The sequence below is a fragment of the Actinomadura coerulea genome (genome assembly GCF_014208105.1).
Lineage (GTDB): Bacteria > Actinomycetota > Actinomycetes > Streptosporangiales > Streptosporangiaceae > Spirillospora > Spirillospora coerulea.
Genome location: NZ_JACHMQ010000001.1, coordinates 4918362 through 4934507, shown reverse-complemented (window position 1 = coordinate 4934507; position 16146 = coordinate 4918362). Strand labels below are relative to the sequence as shown.

At 73.8% G+C, this 16146-nt stretch carries 14 protein-coding genes; 8 read left to right on the top strand and 6 right to left on the bottom strand.

Translation table 11 applies throughout. The features are described from left to right. Positions 1–81 precede the first annotated feature (81 nt). From ahcY to BKA00_RS22610, 3 genes are read left to right on the top strand one after another with little or no spacing between them, the layout of a single operon-like run. Positions 82–1338, top strand: coding sequence for an adenosylhomocysteinase (ahcY, locus tag BKA00_RS22620; RefSeq protein WP_185028045.1), 1257 nt, complete (start codon positions 82–84; stop codon positions 1336–1338). Between the two features lie 3 nt (positions 1339–1341). Next, the gene (locus BKA00_RS22615) at positions 1342–1917 is read left to right on the top strand and encodes a hypothetical protein (protein WP_185028043.1); all 576 of its coding nucleotides are present in this window, start codon (positions 1342–1344) and stop codon (positions 1915–1917) included. Between the two features lie 59 nt (positions 1918–1976). Then, complete coding sequence (locus tag BKA00_RS22610) at positions 1977–2981, top strand: LppU/SCO3897 family protein (RefSeq protein WP_185028040.1); 1005 nt, start codon at positions 1977–1979, stop codon at positions 2979–2981. Positions 2982–2989: 8 nt separating this feature from the next. Here BKA00_RS22610 and BKA00_RS22605 read toward each other — a convergent pair whose 3' ends face one another. Then, complete coding sequence (locus tag BKA00_RS22605; protein WP_185028038.1) at positions 2990–4033, bottom strand: RDD family protein; 1044 nt, start codon at positions 4031–4033, stop codon at positions 2990–2992. 70 nt (positions 4034–4103) lie between these two features. Between BKA00_RS22605 and BKA00_RS22600 the strand changes: the two genes are divergently transcribed. Then, the gene (locus BKA00_RS22600; protein WP_185028036.1) at positions 4104–5099 is read left to right on the top strand and encodes a stage II sporulation protein M; all 996 of its coding nucleotides are present in this window, start codon (positions 4104–4106) and stop codon (positions 5097–5099) included. 17 nt (positions 5100–5116) lie between these two features. Here BKA00_RS22600 and BKA00_RS22595 read toward each other — a convergent pair whose 3' ends face one another. From BKA00_RS22595 to BKA00_RS22575, 5 genes are read right to left on the bottom strand one after another with little or no spacing between them, the layout of a single operon-like run. Beyond that, positions 5117–6409 (bottom strand): DUF58 domain-containing protein, encoded by a 1293-nt coding sequence (locus tag BKA00_RS22595; RefSeq protein WP_185028034.1) that lies wholly within the window; start codon positions 6407–6409, stop codon positions 5117–5119. Further along, positions 6409–7377 (bottom strand): AAA family ATPase, encoded by a 969-nt coding sequence (locus BKA00_RS22590; RefSeq protein WP_230298686.1) that lies wholly within the window; start codon positions 7375–7377, stop codon positions 6409–6411. Before BKA00_RS22590 ends, BKA00_RS22595 begins: the two co-directional genes overlap by 1 nt. A gap of 56 nt (positions 7378–7433) precedes the next feature. Then, positions 7434–8633, bottom strand: coding sequence for a DUF4350 domain-containing protein (locus BKA00_RS22585; protein ID WP_185028030.1), 1200 nt, complete (start codon positions 8631–8633; stop codon positions 7434–7436). Next, positions 8627–9304 carry a DUF4129 domain-containing protein gene (locus tag BKA00_RS22580; protein ID WP_230298676.1) on the bottom strand — a complete coding sequence of 226 codons (678 nt, stop codon included), beginning with the start codon at positions 9302–9304 and terminating at the stop codon, positions 8627–8629. The genes BKA00_RS22585 and BKA00_RS22580 overlap by 7 nt, the downstream gene beginning before the upstream one ends. Continuing rightward, positions 9301–10491: a hypothetical protein gene (locus BKA00_RS22575; protein WP_185028026.1), complete on the bottom strand. Its 1191-nt coding sequence runs from the start codon at positions 10489–10491 to the stop codon at positions 9301–9303. The genes BKA00_RS22580 and BKA00_RS22575 overlap by 4 nt, the downstream gene beginning before the upstream one ends. A 285-nt stretch (positions 10492–10776) precedes the next feature. On the opposite strand from BKA00_RS22575, the gene mtrA reads away from it, so the two are divergent. The 4 genes from mtrA (at position 10777) to BKA00_RS22555 (ending at position 15761) form a co-directional block, all read left to right on the top strand. After that, positions 10777–11454 (top strand): MtrAB system response regulator MtrA, encoded by a 678-nt coding sequence (mtrA, locus tag BKA00_RS22570; protein ID WP_021598338.1) that lies wholly within the window; start codon positions 10777–10779, stop codon positions 11452–11454. A 77-nt stretch (positions 11455–11531) separates the two neighbouring features. Then, a complete protein-coding gene (gene mtrB, locus BKA00_RS22565; protein WP_230298675.1) occupies positions 11532–13169 on the top strand; it encodes an MtrAB system histidine kinase MtrB in 1638 nt (545 codons plus the stop codon). Further along, a complete protein-coding gene (locus tag BKA00_RS22560; RefSeq protein WP_185028024.1) occupies positions 13166–14962 on the top strand; it encodes an LpqB family beta-propeller domain-containing protein in 1797 nt (598 codons plus the stop codon). Before mtrB ends, BKA00_RS22560 begins: the two co-directional genes overlap by 4 nt. Positions 14963–15095: 133 nt before the next feature. After that, on the top strand, positions 15096–15761 hold the full coding sequence (locus tag BKA00_RS22555; protein WP_185028022.1) for a ComF family protein: 666 nt from the start codon (positions 15096–15098) through the stop codon (positions 15759–15761). The last annotated feature ends 385 nt before the right edge of the window (positions 15762–16146 follow it).

Here is a 16146-nt window from a genome sequence, read left to right as displayed (position 1 = left end):
ACCGGCTGGAGAGTGGGCGTGTTTTAGGGCTGCCGGACGGGGGTTCTTCCCGTCCGGCAGCTACTTCGTGAGGGTGTGTTGATGAGCGATATCGCGGATCGGTCGTTGGCGTTCGAGGGCGTCAAGCGGATCGAGTGGGCGGATCGGAGCATGCCGGTGCTGCGGCAGATCCGGGAGCGGTTCGCCGCCGAGCGGCCGCTGGACGGGTTGAGGGTCGCGGCGTGCATGCACATCACGACCGAGACCGCCGGGCTCATCCGCACCCTCCAGGCGGGCGGTGCCAGCGTGGCGCTGGCGGCGTCCAATCCGCTGTCGACGCAGGACGACACCGCCGCGGCGCTCGTGGAGGAGTACGGGGCCGAGGTGTTCGCGCGGGCGGGCACCGACCGCGAGGGGTACTACGCGCACATCCACCAGGCGCTGGAGACCGAGCCCGACTTCGTCCTGGACGACGGGTGCGACCTGGTCAACACCCTGCACACCGACCGGACGGATCTGCTCGGCACCGTGAAGGCGGGGTGCGAGCAGACGACGACGGGCGTCATCCGGCTCCACCAGATGGCCCGCGAGGGCGCGCTGAAGTTCCCCGTGGTCGCGGTGAACGACACCGACACCAAGCACATGTTCGACAACCGGTACGGGACGGGCCAGTCGACGCTCGACGGGATCGTGCGTGCGACCAACACGCTCCTCGCAGGCAAGACCGTGGTCGTCGCCGGTTTCGGCTACTGCGGGCGCGGGCTCGCCGAGCGCGCGCGGGGCCTCGGCGCGCGCGTCGTCGTCACGGAGATCGACCCGGTGAAGGCGCTGGACGCGACCATGCAGGGTTTCGCCGTCCAGCCCATGGCCCGGGCGGCCGTGGAGGGCGACGTCTTCATCACGGTCACCGGGAACCGCGACGTCGTGAACGCCGACCATCTCGCCGTGATGAAGGACGGGGCCATCCTCGCGAACTCCGGGCACTTCGACGTCGAGATCGACGTGCGGGCCCTCAGCGACATGGCCGTGGAGGTGCACCACGGGATCCGGCCGCAGACCGACGAGTACGTGCTGGCCGACGGGCGGCGCCTGGTCCTGCTCGCGGAGGGCCGTCTGGTCAATCTCGCCGCCGCCGAGGGGCATCCGGCGGCCGTGATGGACATGTCGTTCGCCGACCAGGCCCTCACGTGCGCGTGGCTCGCCACGTCCCACGCGTCGCTGTCCCCGGCCGTCCACGACGTGCCCAAGGAGATCGACACGGAGGTCGCGCGGCTCAAGCTGGCCTCGATGTCGGTCTCCATCGACCTGCTGACCCCGGACCAGGAGGACTACCTGCACTCCTGGCGCATCGGGTCGTGACGCGTGCCCGCCGGGACGTACCTGCACCTCGACGAGGGGCTTGAGGAGCGCTTCCAGTGCGCGCCCGGGCCCGCCGGGTGGCGGTACACCTCCACGCGCTCCGACGGCGTCCGCGTCGACCTCGTCGTGGACGCGCGCTGGCGCCAGATACGCGTCGAGATCGTCACGCCCGGCTGGTGGGTGCGCGGCGGCGTGACCGGCCGCGGGCTGGCGTGGGTGCGCGCCGCCGGTGAGACGGGCACCGAGCACAGCGAGCGGGCGTCGGGCTTCCTGCACGACTCGCCGGGGTTCCTGATCGCGGTCGCCCGTTCCCTGGAGCTGGACGAGGGCGCGCAGACCGACGTCCGCCTCGTCCGGTTGAGCGGGACGTCGCTGTCGGCGCTGACGGCCCTGTGGCGCTGGCGGCTGGCCGGGACGTCCGTCCACGAGACCGACACCGTGCCGCTGCCCGTCTCGGAGTACGAGGTCACCGACCTGTCCACGGGCGAGGTCGAGCCGGTGCACCTCGCCGGGGACGTCGTGCTCGCCGCGCCCGGGATCGAGCTCACCGCCCTGGAGTCCCCGCCGAACCTGCCCTGACCTGGCGTGCGGTATCTTCACGTACTCGTCCGGCAAGATCAGGTATGGGGGGTTGTGGCGTGTACGGGCAGGTTCCGGAGGGGCAGGGCCAGGCGCAGGGGCACGGCCAGGGGCGGCCGCCGATGCCCGGCCCGCCGATGCCGGGTCCGCGGATGGGCGGTCCGCCGATGAGCGGACCGTTCCCGCCCGCCGGGCCGCCGGGTCCGCCGCCGGTGAAGCGTCCCTCGCCGATCGTGTGGGTGGCCGTGGCGGTCGCCGGTGTGGTCGCGCTGGCGGGCGTGGCCTTCCTGGCGCTCCACGGGACGGGCGCGCCGACCGGGCCCGTGAAGGCCGACCAGTGCGTGGACACCGGGTTCGGGGCGGACGACGGCAAGAGGATTCCGCCGAGCCTCCGGGTGAGCTGCGACGACGCCAAGGCGAAGGCCAAGGTGGTGAAGGTCGTCGGCAAGAAGGAGGCGTCGGCCTTCCAGTTCGGCTCGCGCGCCGAGCCCGACTGCCCGAGCGGCACGGACGGCTTCACCAACGTTCGCGAGAAGAAGGAAGACAAGACCTACTACGAGGCGTGCGTGCGCAACCTCAAGGGCGCCCACCCGGGCGACCCCGGGGCGGGCGGGGCGTTCCTCTCGGCGGGCGACTGCGTGAGCAGCGGCTCCATCGGCTTCGGCAAGGAGCAGCCGTGCTCCAAGACGGACTGGTACGGCAAGGTGATCGCTCGCGTGAACGCGGAGAACGCGTGCCCGGCCAAGACGCTGGAGACCATGAAGCTGCGGTCCTTCGGCGGCGGGAACGCCGCCAACCCGGTGCTGTGCCTGGGCCCGGGCGGCGGCGTGCTGTCCCCCGGGGACTGCATCGAGGACCCCTCGTTCAACATCGGTGACCTGGGCAAGGCCCAGTGCGGGTCCAGCGACGCCATAGCGAAGGTCGTCGGCAGGGTGGCGACGACGAAGGAGTGCCCGGCCGAGGCCACCGACTACATGACCAGCGAGGGCGCCTTCCGCCCGGTGCTGTGCCTGAAGAAGCTGCGCCCGACGCTGACCGAGAAGCTGCGCTCGCTTCCGGGCTAGGGCGTTTGTCAGTAGCCCGGATGCGGACCCCGCGGCGGCGGACCCCCGCCGGGCCCCGCCGGATACGGCGCGGGCGGCCGCGGCGCGTTCAGCACGTTCTGGTACGGCCCGGCGCCGTAGTCATTCGGCGGGAGGAACTGCGGCTGCCCGGGCCGGGGAGCGCTGAACGGCGGCGCTGCGGGAGGCCCCTGCCGCGGCGGGCCGTACGGCGCGGGCCCCGCCGCCGCCATCGCCGGGACGGGCGCGGGCACAGGCGCGGACCCCCACGCGGGGAACCCGAGACGGCGCATCCGGCGCGCCCGGCGCTCGGCGAGCCGCAGCTCCTCGCGGTGGCGGCGCTCGGCGAGGACGGCCGACAGCAGGATCTCCGGCCGCACCCCCGCCGGCGGCGGCGGGCTCACCACCGCGACGACCTGCGAGGCGATCCGGTGCCCCAGCGAGTCGCGGACCTCCGGCAGCAGCTCCCAGAACCGCGAAAGGTACTGGCGGGCCGTCATCGCCAGCTCGTCCGAGAGCATGGACAGCTCCAGGTTCCGCGCCCACCAGGCGAGCTGCGGCGGCATCACCGCGACGGGACCCAGCAGAGCCGACGCGGGCACCCGCTCCTGGATGACGATCGTCCCGGCGAACAGGTCGCCGAGCCGCTTGCCGCGCCGGTTGCAGAACGACGTGATCAGCGCGGGCGACCCGTAGAGCACCCAGAACTCGACGAACCCGGCGAGCGCCCGCACCAGCGCCTGCCGGAACCGGACCGGGCCGCCGTCGTCGCCGACGACGCGGAGCCCGAGGGCCATCTTGCCCAGCGTCCGCCCCCGCGACAGCGTCTCGAACGCGCACGGATACCCGACGACCACCGCGACGACGGCGAGCAGCGTCAGACCCACCGTCCAGGCGTCGTCGGCCACCAGCGAGGTCATCGCCACGACGTAGACGACGATGTTCAGCAGCACCAGCTGGAAGAGCAGGTCGAGGAGGACGGCGCAGGCGCGGCTGGCCAGCCGCGCGACCCGGATGTCGAGCGCGACGGCCTCGCCGGTGACGAGATCGGCCATGTCCTGTCCTCCGATGCGGGCGGATTGACCATTGTGCCGGTTCGGCGGGCCGAGGCGTTAGTCTCGCCGGGTGGACGTCGACGCCTACGTGGCCGCGCACAACGCCGAATGGCTGCGCCTCGAACGGCTCATCAACCGCGGCCGCCGGCTGACCGGCGCGGAGGCCGACGAACTGGTCGATCTCTACCAGCGCACGGCGACGCACCTGTCGGTCGTCCGCTCCAGCTCGCCCGACCCGCAGCTCGTGGGACGCCTGTCGTCGCTCGTGGCGCGCGGCAGGGCCGCCGTGGGCGGCGCCCAGGCGCCGCTCTGGCGCGACGTCACCCGCTTCGCGACCGTGTCGTTCCCGGCGGCCGCGTACCGGATGCGCTGGTGGTGGCTCGGCAGCGCCGTCCTCGGCAACCTGCTGTCGCTCGCCCTGGCCATCTGGGTCGTGCACAGCCCCGACGTGCAGGCGACCATCGGGACCCCGGCCGAGATCCGCGAACTCGTCGAGCACGACTTCGCCAACTACTACACCGAGCACTCGGCGTCGTCGTTCGCGTTCAAGGTGTGGATCAACAACGCCTGGGTGTCGGCGACCGCGCTCATCTTCGGGATCCTGCTCGGCGTCCCGACCGTGTACGTCCTGCTGCTGAACCAGGTCAACCTCGGGATCAGCGGCGGCCTGATGTTCGCCTACGGCAAGGGCTCGGTGTTCTTCGGGCTGATCCTCCCGCACGGCCTGCTGGAGCTCACCGCCGTCTACCTCGCCTGCGCCGGGGGCCTCAAGCTCGGCTGGACGATCGTCGACCCCGGCCCGCGCCGCCGCGGCCAGGCCCTCGCCGAGGAGGGCCGCGCCGCCGTCAGCATCGCCCTCGGCCTCATCGGGGTGCTGCTCGTGTCCGGTCTCATCGAGGGCTTCGTGACCGGCTGGGTGCACATCACGTGGCTGCGCATCACCATCGGCGTCATCGCCGAGGCCGCCTTCCTCGCCTACGTGATCGTCCTAGGCCGCCGCGCCGTCCGCCAAGGCCAGACCGGCGACACCGACCTCCACCCAGATCTAGCGCCGGTGTCTGGTTGACCAGGCACCCACGGGCCCTACAGCCTTCCCGCGGCCTTCAGGGCTAGGTAGGCGTCGGCTAGGGCGGGGGCTATTTCGCCCGGTGGGGCGTCGACGACCTCTACGCCGTAACCTTTCAGTTCGGCCGTCAGACGGCGGCGTTCGGCCCTCGCGCGCTCGGCGGCCGCCGCGTCGTAGACGGACGCGAGGTCGCCGCGGGCCTCCGCCATCTCCGCGACCCGCGGGTCCGACACCGCGGCGATCATGACGAGGTGGCGGGCGGTGAGCTGCGGCAGCAGCGGCAGCAGGCCCTCCTCGATGGCGGCGGTGTTCAGCTCGGTGAGCAGCACCACGAGGCACCGCTGCCGGACGCGCGCCATCAGCGTCGACACCATCCCGGCGGCGTCGCATTCGAGCAGCTCGGGGTCCAGCGGCGCCAAGGCGTGCACCATCGCGGGCAGCAGGTCGGTGCGGGACGCCCCCTCGACACGGGCGCGGACCCGGCGGTCGTAGGCGAGCAGGTCGACGCGGTCGCCGGCGCGGGACGCCAGGGCGCCGAGCAGCAGCGCCGCGTCCATCGAGCAGTCGAGCCGCGGGACGTCGCCGACCCGGCCCGCGGACGTGCGGCCGGTGTCGAGGACGAGGTAGATGCGGCGGTCGCGTTCGGGGCGCCACGTCCGCACGACCACGTCGCCGCGCCGCGCCGTGGCGCGCCAGTCGATGGACCGGACGTCGTCGCCGTCCACGTACTCGCGCAGGGAGTCGAACTCGGTGCCCTGCCCGCGGATCAGCGCGACGTGCGCGCCCGTCAGCTCCCGCAGCCGGGCGAGCTTGGCGGGCAGGTGGCGGCGGGACGGGAACGCGGGCAGCGCCCGGACGGTCCAGGGCGCGGGCCGCGAGAGCTGCCGCGCGGCCAGCCCGAGCGGCCCCACGGAGCGGACGGCGACGGCGACGGCCTTCCGGTCGCCGCGGCGGGTCGGCGTCAGCGCCATCTCGACGCGGCGCCGCTCACCGGCGGGCACGTCCACCCGCACCATGCGGGGCGTGGCGCCCGCGCTGGGCGGCCACACGTCCCGCAGCCGGGCCTTGAGGCGCCGCCGGCCGAGGTTCTCCACGATCAGCGACACCTGGGCCGTCTCGCCGAGGCGCACGCTGGTGGCGCCGGAGCGGTGGAAACGCAGGGCCCGCACGTTCCCGGCCAGGGCGAGGTCGGCGGCGACGCCGAGCAGCAGGACGCCCCACACCGCGAAGAGCGTCCACCAGCTCGGCGCGAACAGCGGGACGACCGCGCCGAGGAGGGCCAGCAGCCCGAGACGCCCGGTCAGCGCCATCAGCGCGGGGCGGGGACGTGGGCGAGGATGCCCTCCAGCACGCCGTCGGCGGTCGCGCCCTCCAGTTCCGCCTCGGGACGCAGCTGGACGCGGTGCCGCAGCGTCGGCCTGGCCAGCGCCTTCACGTCGTCCGGCGTGACGTAGTCGCGGCCCGACAGCCACGCCCAGGCGCGGGACGTGGCCAGCAGCGCCGTCGCACCGCGCGGCGACACGCCGAGCTGGAGCGACGGGGACTGCCGGGTGGCCCTGCACAGGTCCACGACGTAGGCGGCGACCTTGGGGTCGAGGTGGACGGTCCGCACGGCGGCCTGCCCGGCGGCCAGCTCCGCCGCTCCGGCGACCGCCTTCACCTCGGACAGGTCGCGCGGGTCGAACCCGGAGGCGTGCCGCTGGAGCATGGCGATCTCCTCGTCCCGAGTGGGGACGGGCACCGTCAGCTTGACCAGGAACCGGTCGAGCTGGGCCTCGGGCAGGGGATAGGTCCCCTCGTACTCGATCGGGTTCTGCGTCGCGCACACCACGAACGGGTCGGGCAGGGGGCGCGCGGTGCCCTCCACCGAGACCTGGCGTTCCTCCATGGCCTCCAGGAGGGACGCCTGCGTCTTGGGAGGCGTCCGGTTGATCTCGTCGGCGAGCAGGAGGTTCGTGAAGACGGGCCCCTCGCGGAAGTCGAACTCCGCCGTCCGGTTGTCGTACACCAGCGAACCGGTCACGTCGCCGGGCATCAGGTCGGGGGTGAACTGGACGCGCTTGAAGTCCAGGTCGAGGGCGCGCGACAGCGTCTTGATCAGCAGGGTCTTGGCCGTGCCGGGGACGCCCTCCAGCAGCACGTGGCCGCGGCAGAGCAGCGCGATCACCAGCCCGGTCACCACGGACTCCTGGCCGACCACCGTCTTGGCGACCTCACCGCGCAGGGCGGCCAGCGCCGCGCGGGCCGTCTCGGCCTGGCGCCGGGCGTCCTCGGAGATCGTGCCCGGCCCCGCGCCGCCGGGCACGTCGTCCTTCCCGAGCTCAACAGGGGGGTTCACGACTGGCGTACCTGCCTTTCCAGGTCGTCGAGGACGTCGGTGAGGGCGATCAGCCCGGCGTCGTCCAAGGGTTCAGGACCGTACAGGGCCGCTCCGACGTACGTCTCTTCGTACGCCGTGCGGCGGGCGACCGCCGTGACGATCTCCCGCGCGGCGGAGGGGTCCTGCGCGCTGCTGCGGGGGAGTCCGAGGAGCGGCACGAGCCGTTCGCGGGCGCCGGAGCGCAGCGCGTCCGAGGCCCGGTCGCGGGCGCGTCCGGCGCGGTAGAGGCGGGAGAGGCCCTCGACGGTCTCGGCGGACCGGACGACGACGGGCAGCGCCTCCGCCACGACCGGGCCGAGGCGGCGGGCCCGCCACACCGCCACCAGCAGCACCGCGACCAGCAGCTGGAGGACGAGCAGCTTCACCCCGAAGGGCAGCAGGTCGCCGAGGGACCGCTGCCCCGCGCCGGCGCCCGCCTCGGGCAGGTCCGGGGCGAGCCAGACAGCCGAGGTGCCCGCGCCGGCCAGGTTCATGCCGAGCGCCGCGTTGCCCTCCTCGGTGAGCCGCCGGTTCGTCAGCGGCGCCGTCGAGCCGAGCACCGTCACGGTGTGCGCGCCGGTGCTGACCTGGACGAGCCTGGCGTCGCCGTAGTCGGTCCGGTAGCAGGACGTGCCGGCGCCCGCGACCTCGTAGGTCTCCGACTCGTGGAAGTCGACCGCCCCGGCCAGCGACGCCACGGGGAGGGCGCAGCCCGGTGCGGCGACCTCCTCCAGCGACGGGCCCCGCCTGCGCACCTGCGGGGCGAACGCCTCCAGCGCGAACGACGTCGGCCGGACGAGCAGCACGTCCGCGGGGACGCCGCTCAGCCGGGCGAGGTCCTCCTCGGTGAGCCGCTCCGTGCGGGTCACCACCAGGACCGTGCCCGGCCCGGCGGCGCCGACGGCGTCACCGGTCTTCCGGGCCACCGTCACCGGCGTGCCGTGCCGGCGGAGGATCTCCGCCAGCGCCCGGCTGCCGTCCTGCTTCGGCGACTCCGGGTCGAGCGCCTCGGCCGACGCGGAAGGGCGCAGCGCGGCCAGCACCACCGCCACCGCGATCAGCGCCAGGACCGCCGCGACGACGCCGCGCGCCGACCGCCAGCGGCGTCCCGCGACCTGCCGGGCCGTCGCCTCGGCGGCGGGCCCTCCCGCGCGGGGCGGGGACGCCGTCACCATCGCGGCCCTCCTTCGTCGCCGCTTCCGGCCAGGGTGAGGTCATCGGACTCCAGCGGCTTCGGCCGCGCCGCCCGGAGCCGCTCGTCCAGCTCGGTCATCCGGGCGTATCCCTCGGGGGTGCCCGGGCGGTCCCCGTACCAGACGTCGTCGAAGACCCGCACGCCCGCGACCAGCTCCCCGGCCAGTTCCGGCACCGCCTCGCCCGCCTCGGCGGCCAGCTCGTCGGCGGTCCGGCCGGGCCGCGCCGCCAGCACCGCGCGCTCCTCGAGATCGCGGGCGATGGCGCGCAGCCGCTCGCGGATCGCCTCGGCCCACTGCCCGGCCTCGGCGTGCCGCTCGGCCGCCTCCCGGTGGTCGAGCGCCGTGGACGGCGCGTCCTCCAGCAGCGGCCCCTTGCGGGAGCGCGGGTTCCGGCGCCCCCACATCAGCCACACCACCAGCGCGACCGCGACCAGCACGACGGCGACGACGATGGCGATGGACGTCCACCCGCCGCCGCTGCCCTGCGACTCCGGGGCGGGCGCCTTGTCGAACAGATGGCGCAGCCACTCGGCGAAGTCGTCCCAGGCCCGCTCCAGCCAGGACGGCTTGTCGCGCTGGTAGATCTGCTTCTCCAGCTCGCGGCGGGCCATCTCGCGGGCGTCGTCGTGGCCGATCGGATCGAGTATCACGTGCCCGCCCCAGTCCATGGACGTCCCTGCGCCGGGCCCGCCTGCGCCTGTCCGGCCTGCGCCTGTCCGGCCTGCGCCTGTCCGGCCTGCGCCTGTCCGGCCTGCGCCGGTCCGGCCTGTGCCGGGCCGGACAGGGCCGGGCCCGTCCGCCACAGGTCGATGAACCCCTCGTCCTGCTCACCGGCGCCCTGATCCGCCGCCGCTCCCCGCTCCCCGGCGGCGACGGCCGCGGCCGACCGTCCCCGGGTGCGCAGGTCCAGGTCGAAGCCCTCGCGGCGCATCCGCCGGTCCATGTAGAGCAGGGCGATCACGCCCGCGTCGAACGGCAGGACCACGGACCAGCTCACGATCCGGCCCGCGGTGTCCACGGCGAGCGCGCCCATCGTCGACCCGCTGCCGGAGGAGTCGCCGAAGAAGACCAGCTGTGCGAACAGGAACGGGATCCGCAGGGCGAAGAAGCCCATGAACACGGTCACGAGCAGGGCCAGCAGGAGCGTCCCGCACGTCCGGAACCACCGCCCCTTGGAGAGCGTCGTCGCGCGGCGCAGCGCGCCGCCGACGGTCCGCCGCTCCAGGACGACCGCGGGGACCGCCTGGACGAACAGGATGTAGAGCCACACCATCAGCCCGACGCCGACGGGGAAACCGAAGATCCCGGCGAGCACGGCGAACGCCGGGCGCGCCCCGGCGGCGATCAGGAGGAAGAACGGGACGACCGGCAGGGCCAGCGCACCCAGCGAGACGCCCATGACCGCCGACGCGGTGGCGACCAGCCGTCCGAACCGCGGCCGGGCGTCCCGCCACGCCTGCCTCGGAGCCATCGGCACGCCCAGGAGCTCGCGCCCCAGGATCGGCGCCACCAGCCCGGCCAGCAGCAGGATCCCGAACGCCGACAGCACCAGCCCCAGCAGGGACAGGGTCAGCTGGGCGCCCAGCGACTCCATCAGCACGTCCGGGGTGACCTCGTCGCGGGCCTCGTCGCCGACGAAGAAGTAGGCGGCGACCGAGCTCGTCACCTGGATCACCGTGCTGACCGCCACCGACAGGCCCAGCGTGGCGCGCGGCCTGAGCCGGATCCCGGCGATCGCGCCGTCCAGCATCTCCGAGATGGACATGGGACGGAACGGGACGCCCCGCGCCACATCGGTGGCGCCGGCGTCGTCGTCCCAGCCGTCCGGTCCCGGCATCCCGTCTCCCTGCGCTCTCCGGCGGGTCGGCGGCACGTCCGATCTGGCCCGATCCGGGCCGGTACGCGGCCGCCGGTCAGGTCATCCTGTCACGGGCACGGCGCAGATCTTGCGCCGTGTGCGGGACTCGCGCCTACCATGGCGGGTCGCCCGGACGATGAGGGGGAGCGCCGTACGACGCAAACGCGGGTAACCTTGCACGCCAAGGCATAACTCTCCCTGGCGAGGTGGCGCCGGAGCATCGCGCCCCACTCCACCGAACCCCGACTTGTGACGATGAGGGCCATGAGAGGACGTGTACTGGTCGTCGACGACGATCTCGCGCTCGCCGAGATGCTCGGCATCGTGCTGAGGGGCGAGGGCTTCGAGCCGTCGTTCGTCCACGACGGCGACAAGGCGCTCGAGGCGTTCCGGGAGACCCGGCCCGACCTCGTGCTGCTCGACCTGATGCTGCCGGGGGCCGACGGGATCGACGTGTGCCGGCAGATCCGCGCCGAGTCCGGCGTGCCGATCGTCATGCTGACCGCCAAGAGCGACACCGTGGACGTCGTCCTCGGCCTGGAGTCGGGCGCCGACGACTACATCGTCAAGCCGTTCAAGCCCAAGGAGCTGGTGGCGCGCGTGCGCGCCCGCCTGCGCCGCACCGACGAGCCGGCGCCCGAGACCCTGCAGATCGGCGACATCACCATCGACGTCGCCGGCCACTCGGTCAAGCGCGGCGACCGGCACATCCCGCTCACGCCGCTGGAGTTCGACCTGCTGGTCGCCCTCGCCCGCAAGCCCCGCCAGGTCTTCACCCGCGAGGTGCTGCTGGAGCAGGTCTGGGGCTACCGGCACGCCGCCGACACGCGGCTGGTGAACGTGCACGTCCAGCGGCTCCGCGCCAAGATCGAGAAGGACCCGGAACGGCCCGAGATCGTCGTCACCGTGCGCGGGGTCGGCTACAAGGCCGGCCCGGCCTGAAGCCGTCCCGCCGCCGGTGACCCGCCCATGACCGACCAGCGCCCCTCCGGACCGCCGCGCCGCCTCGCGGACCTCCCATGAACGTCGACATGAGGAGGGCGAAGCGGTTCGTCCGGCGCGGCCTGGGCGCGGTCCGCCGCGTCCTGCAGGGCGCCGCGAGCGCCGGCTACCTGCGGTGGCGCCGGTCGATCCAGGTCCGCGTCGTCACGTCCACCCTGTTCATCTCGGCGATCGTGGTGGCGATCCTGGGCGCGTTCCTCATGCAGCAGGTGTCGTCCGCGCTGATGGACGGCAAGGTCAAGGCGGCCCGTCTCCAGCTGGACGACGGCCTGGCGCAGGTCCAGCGCGACCTGGGCAACTCCACGGGCGACGGCAGCAGGCTGAACTCGACGATCGACCGGCTCAAGGCCCGCAGCGGGCCCTCGGGGCTCTACGAGGTCTACATCCGCGACACCACCGAGCAGTACTTCGACGGGTACACCACCAACGAACTGCGCCAGGAGAGCGTCCCCAAGCGCCTCCGCGAGGAGCTGAAGAACGCCCCCGCCGGATCCCGCGCCTACACCTACGGCAAGCTCTCCTACGTCGGCGACCGCTCGAACGAGCGCGGCCTCATCGTCGGCGGCAAGACCGGCCAGTTCGAGCTGTACTACCTGTTCCCGCTGACGCAGGAGCAGCAGACCCTCACCAACGTCAGCCGCTCCCTGGCCGGAGTGGGCATCGTCCTGGTGCTGCTGCTGGCCGCGATCGCCTCCCTGGTCACGCGCCAGGTCGTGATCCCGGTGCGGCTCGCGGCCCAGGGCGCGCAGCGGCTCGCCGCCGGGCGCCTCGAAGAGCGCATGCGGGTCCGCGGCGAGGACGACCTCGCCCGGCTCGCCCGCTCCTTCAACGACATGGCCGCCAACCTCCAGGAGAAGATCGGCGAGCTGGAGGACCTGTCCCAGGTGCAGCGCCAGTTCGTCTCGGACGTCTCCCACGAGCTGCGCACGCCCCTGACCACCATCAGGATCGCCGCCGACATGCTCTACGAGAACCGCGACGGCTTCGCCGACCCGTCCGTCGGGCGGTCCGCGGAGCTGCTGCAGAGCCAGCTGGAGCGGTTCGAGTCGCTCCTGGCCGACCTGCTGGAGATCAGCCGCCACGACGCCGGCGCCGCGACGCTCGACGCCGAGTCCCTCGACATGCGCGACCTCGTGCTGCGCGTCGTCGGCGACATCCAGGGCCTCGCCGAGCGCAAGGGCAGCAAGGTCATCCTGCAGCTGCCGGGCGAGCCCTGCATGGCCGAGGTCGACCGCCGCCGCGTCGAGCGCATCCTGCGCAACCTCCTCGTCAACGCCGTCGAGCACGGCGACGGCGAGGACATCGTCGTCTCCGTGGGCGCCGACCGCGACGCCGTCGCCGTCGCCGTCCGCGACCACGGGGTCGGGCTCAAACCGGGGGAGGGGCAGATGGTCTTCGACCGCTTCTGGCGCGCCGACCCGGCCCGCGCCCGCACCACCGGCGGCACCGGGCTCGGCCTGTCGATCTCCCGGGAGGACGCGCAGCTGCACGGCGGCTGGCTCCAGGCGTGGGGAGAGCCCGGCGCGGGCTCCCAGTTCCGCCTCTCGCTGCCGCGCGTGGCGGGGGCCGAGCTGCGGGGCTCGCCGCTGCCGCTCGTCCCGCCGGGGGCCGGTGACGCCCGCCCCCTGTTCGCGGAGCTGGAGGCCGGCGAATGAGCCCCTGCGCCGGAACCCGGCGGCTCACGTGCCTGCTCGCCGTCGCCGTCCTGGTCCTGGGCGGCGCCGGCTGCGCGAACGTCCCGAGCGGCGGGCAGGTCGTCTCCGGCAGGCCCGCCGAGCGCGCCGAGCGCGTCGACGACCCCTACGTCCGGCTGATCCCGGTGAAGCCGCGCCCCGAGTGGGGCCCCGCCCAGATCGTCTCCGGCTTCCTCGCCGCGTCCGCGAGCTTCGACGACGGCCACAAGGTCGCCAAGCAGTACCTGTCCGGCCAGACGTCCTGGAACCCCGGCCTGCGGCCCTTCGTGACCGTGCTGGCGAGCCGCATCACCGACCCGCACGTGATCAAGTCGTCCGGGAACCAGGCGACCGTCCGCGTCACCGGCGAGGAACTCGGCACGATCACCGCCGACGGCCAGTACACCGCCTCCCCGAAGGCGCTCGACGCCACCTTCCAGCTCACCAGGACCCCGCAGGGCGTCTGGCGCATCGCCGGCCTGCCCGGCGACGACAAGGCCGGCCTGCTGCTCACCAAGGACGACGTCGAGCGCGCCATGCGCACCGTCAACCTGTTCTTCCTCGCGCCCGACCGGCGCACCCTCGTCCCGAACGGCGTCTTCCTGCCGGTCGTGAACCGGCAGACGCTGCCCACCCAGCTCGTCCAGGCCCTGCTGACCGGCCCGACCTCCTGGCTGAACGGCGCGGTCGACACCGCCTTCCCGGAGGGCACCCGGCTCCGCCGCGGCGTGCGGATCGACAAGGACGTCGCGACCGTCGACCTCACGGGCCAGGCCCGCGGCGGCGACGTCGAGCGCATGTCGGCACAGCTCTCGTGGACGATGCGGCAGCTCTCGGAGATCAAGTCGTGGCGGCTGTCGATCGAGGGCAGGACCGTCGTGCCCGACGGCGCCGACGCCACGCAGCCCGTGAACGGCTGGGAGGGCAACTCTCCCGACGGCCAGGTGCCCCCCGAGGGAGTCCAGCAGAGCGCCTACGTCGTCGGCCCCTCCGGCTTCCTCGGCACCCTGGAGAGCGACCGCGCCCAGCCCGTGGTGACCGGCTCCGCCGGCCGCCTCTCCCGTCCCGCCGTCGCCCCCGACCACCAGGAGTTCGCCGGCCTGAGCGCCGACGAGAGCCAGGTCCTGGTCGCCGCCCCCGTCACCGGCCAGCCCGCGCCGCGCGTCCTGCTGACCGCGCGCCCCGGGGCCCGCTTCACCGCGCCCACCTGGAGCCACGACGGCACCCTGTGGATCGTGGAGACGAAGAAGGACGAGTCCTCGCTCTGGGTGCGCAGGCGCGGCAAACCGCCCGTCCGCGCCGCCCACTGGGGCCTGGGCGGCCGCGAGGTCCTCGCCTTCCGCATGGCCCGCGACGGCGTCCGCGCGGCCGTGATCGCCCGCGTCGACGGGCGCCCCCAGGTCCAGGTGGGGCGCATCGTCCGGTCTTCGGGTGACGGCCTGGACGTCGGCTCGTTCCTGCCCGTGAGCTCCGAGCTCCAGGACGCCGTCGACCTCGCCTGGCGCGACTACGGCACGCTCGCCGTCCTGGGCCGCGCCAAGCGCGACTCGCAGACCCTCCCGTTCCTGATGCCGATCAGCGGCAGCGCCATCACGTCCCTGGGCGTCGGCTCCCTCGGCGAGCCCCGCACGATCGCGGCCGCCCCCGGCGCCCCGATCCTCATCGGAACCCGCTCGTCCGGCAAGGACCAGGTCTGCCGCCAGCGCTCCCCGAGCAACTCCTACAGTCCCTGGATCTGCCCCACCCCCGCCAAGGACCCCTCCTACCCAGGCTGACGCACGGCGCCCGGGGCCTACCGCGACACGCCGAAGCGGCGGCTCTTCGGTCGACTTTTCGTGATCACTGAGAGTTATCCACAGTTGGTGGAGTGCGGGGCGGCGCGCGGGCGCGCCCGGCATCGTCGGGGGCATGAGTGCTCTCGCCGATCTGATCGACCTGCTGCTCCCGCAACGCTGTGCCGGGTGCGGGCATCATCCGGGCCTGCTGTGCGACGCGTGCGCACGCCCCCTCCTGGCGGAGGCGCGCCCGGCGGGGCAGGCGCCCGCCGGGCTGCCCCCTCCGTGGACCGTGGCGGCCTATGAGGGGCCGCTGCGCACGATCCTGGCCTCCTACAAGGAGCGCGGCCGCGCGGCCCTCGCCGTCCCGCTGGGGGAGGCCCTGGCGACGGCCGTCCATGCGGCCCTCCCGTCCGGCCCCGGCCCGCCCCTGGTGGTCTGGGTGCCGTCGGGGCGCAGAGCCGTGCGCCGGCGCGGCCATGACCCCCTGCGAGGGATGGTCGAGGTCGCGGTGCGGCGGCTCCGCGCGAGCGGTGTTCCCGTGACCGCGCTCGGCGCCTTGCGGCAGCGGGGGCGTGTCGCCGACCAGGCCGGGCTCTCGGCCAGGGAGCGGGCCGCCAACCTCGCGGGGGCCGTCGAGGCGCGCGCCGAGGTCGCCGGGCGCCGCGTCGTCCTGGTCGACGACGTGGTCACGACGGGCGCCTCCCTGGCCGAGTCCGCGCGAGCCCTCCGGGCGGCCGGCGCGGACGTGGCGGGCGCGGCCACCGTCGCGGCGACGCCCCGGCACCGGCTCTGGTGACGCCGTGTAGTGGAACTTGTCGGGCCTGTGTGCTGTAGGGGGACAGTGTGAAGTTAATCGAGTCACATTAGGACATGAGGCAGCAGAGATTTCGGAAACTCACCGAGGGGTCAGTCCCGGCTGACCTGGGCGGGCGTTAGGCCCGTGAACGGCGCGCACACGGGGGTTTCGCGTCCGTGACGGGCCCCCGGAGGGGCGGCCCAAGACCCCGCTGAGGCAGTCAACGATGACGGTCAGTGAGTTTTTCCTCGCCGCACCCCCCTGACATTCGTGGCTTAAGGGGTTAGCGTTCCTGACATGGCACCCGCCCGGGTCCGTGGTTGCGTTGGATCGCAGTGCCCGTCAGGGGCACGGCAGACGATCCGGCTAGCCGATGCCAGGCGCA

Coding starts and splice junctions, on each gene's coding strand:
- BKA00_RS22595 (WP_185028034.1), bottom strand. CDS start 6,409: ATGGCGCTGACCGGGCGTCTCGGGCTGCTGGCCCTCCTCGGCGCGGTC.
- BKA00_RS22575 (WP_185028026.1), bottom strand. CDS start 10,491: ATGCCGGGACCGGACGGCTGGGACGACGACGCCGGCGCCACCGATGTG.
- ahcY (WP_185028045.1), top strand. CDS start 82: ATGAGCGATATCGCGGATCGGTCGTTGGCGTTCGAGGGCGTCAAGCGG.
- BKA00_RS22585 (WP_185028030.1), bottom strand. CDS start 8,633: ATGGTGACGGCGTCCCCGCCCCGCGCGGGAGGGCCCGCCGCCGAGGCG.
- mtrB (WP_230298675.1), top strand. CDS start 11,532: ATGAACGTCGACATGAGGAGGGCGAAGCGGTTCGTCCGGCGCGGCCTG.
- BKA00_RS22605 (WP_185028038.1), bottom strand. CDS start 4,033: ATGGCCGATCTCGTCACCGGCGAGGCCGTCGCGCTCGACATCCGGGTC.
- BKA00_RS22560 (WP_185028024.1), top strand. CDS start 13,166: ATGAGCCCCTGCGCCGGAACCCGGCGGCTCACGTGCCTGCTCGCCGTC.
- mtrA (WP_021598338.1), top strand. CDS start 10,777: ATGAGAGGACGTGTACTGGTCGTCGACGACGATCTCGCGCTCGCCGAG.
- BKA00_RS22555 (WP_185028022.1), top strand. CDS start 15,096: ATGAGTGCTCTCGCCGATCTGATCGACCTGCTGCTCCCGCAACGCTGT.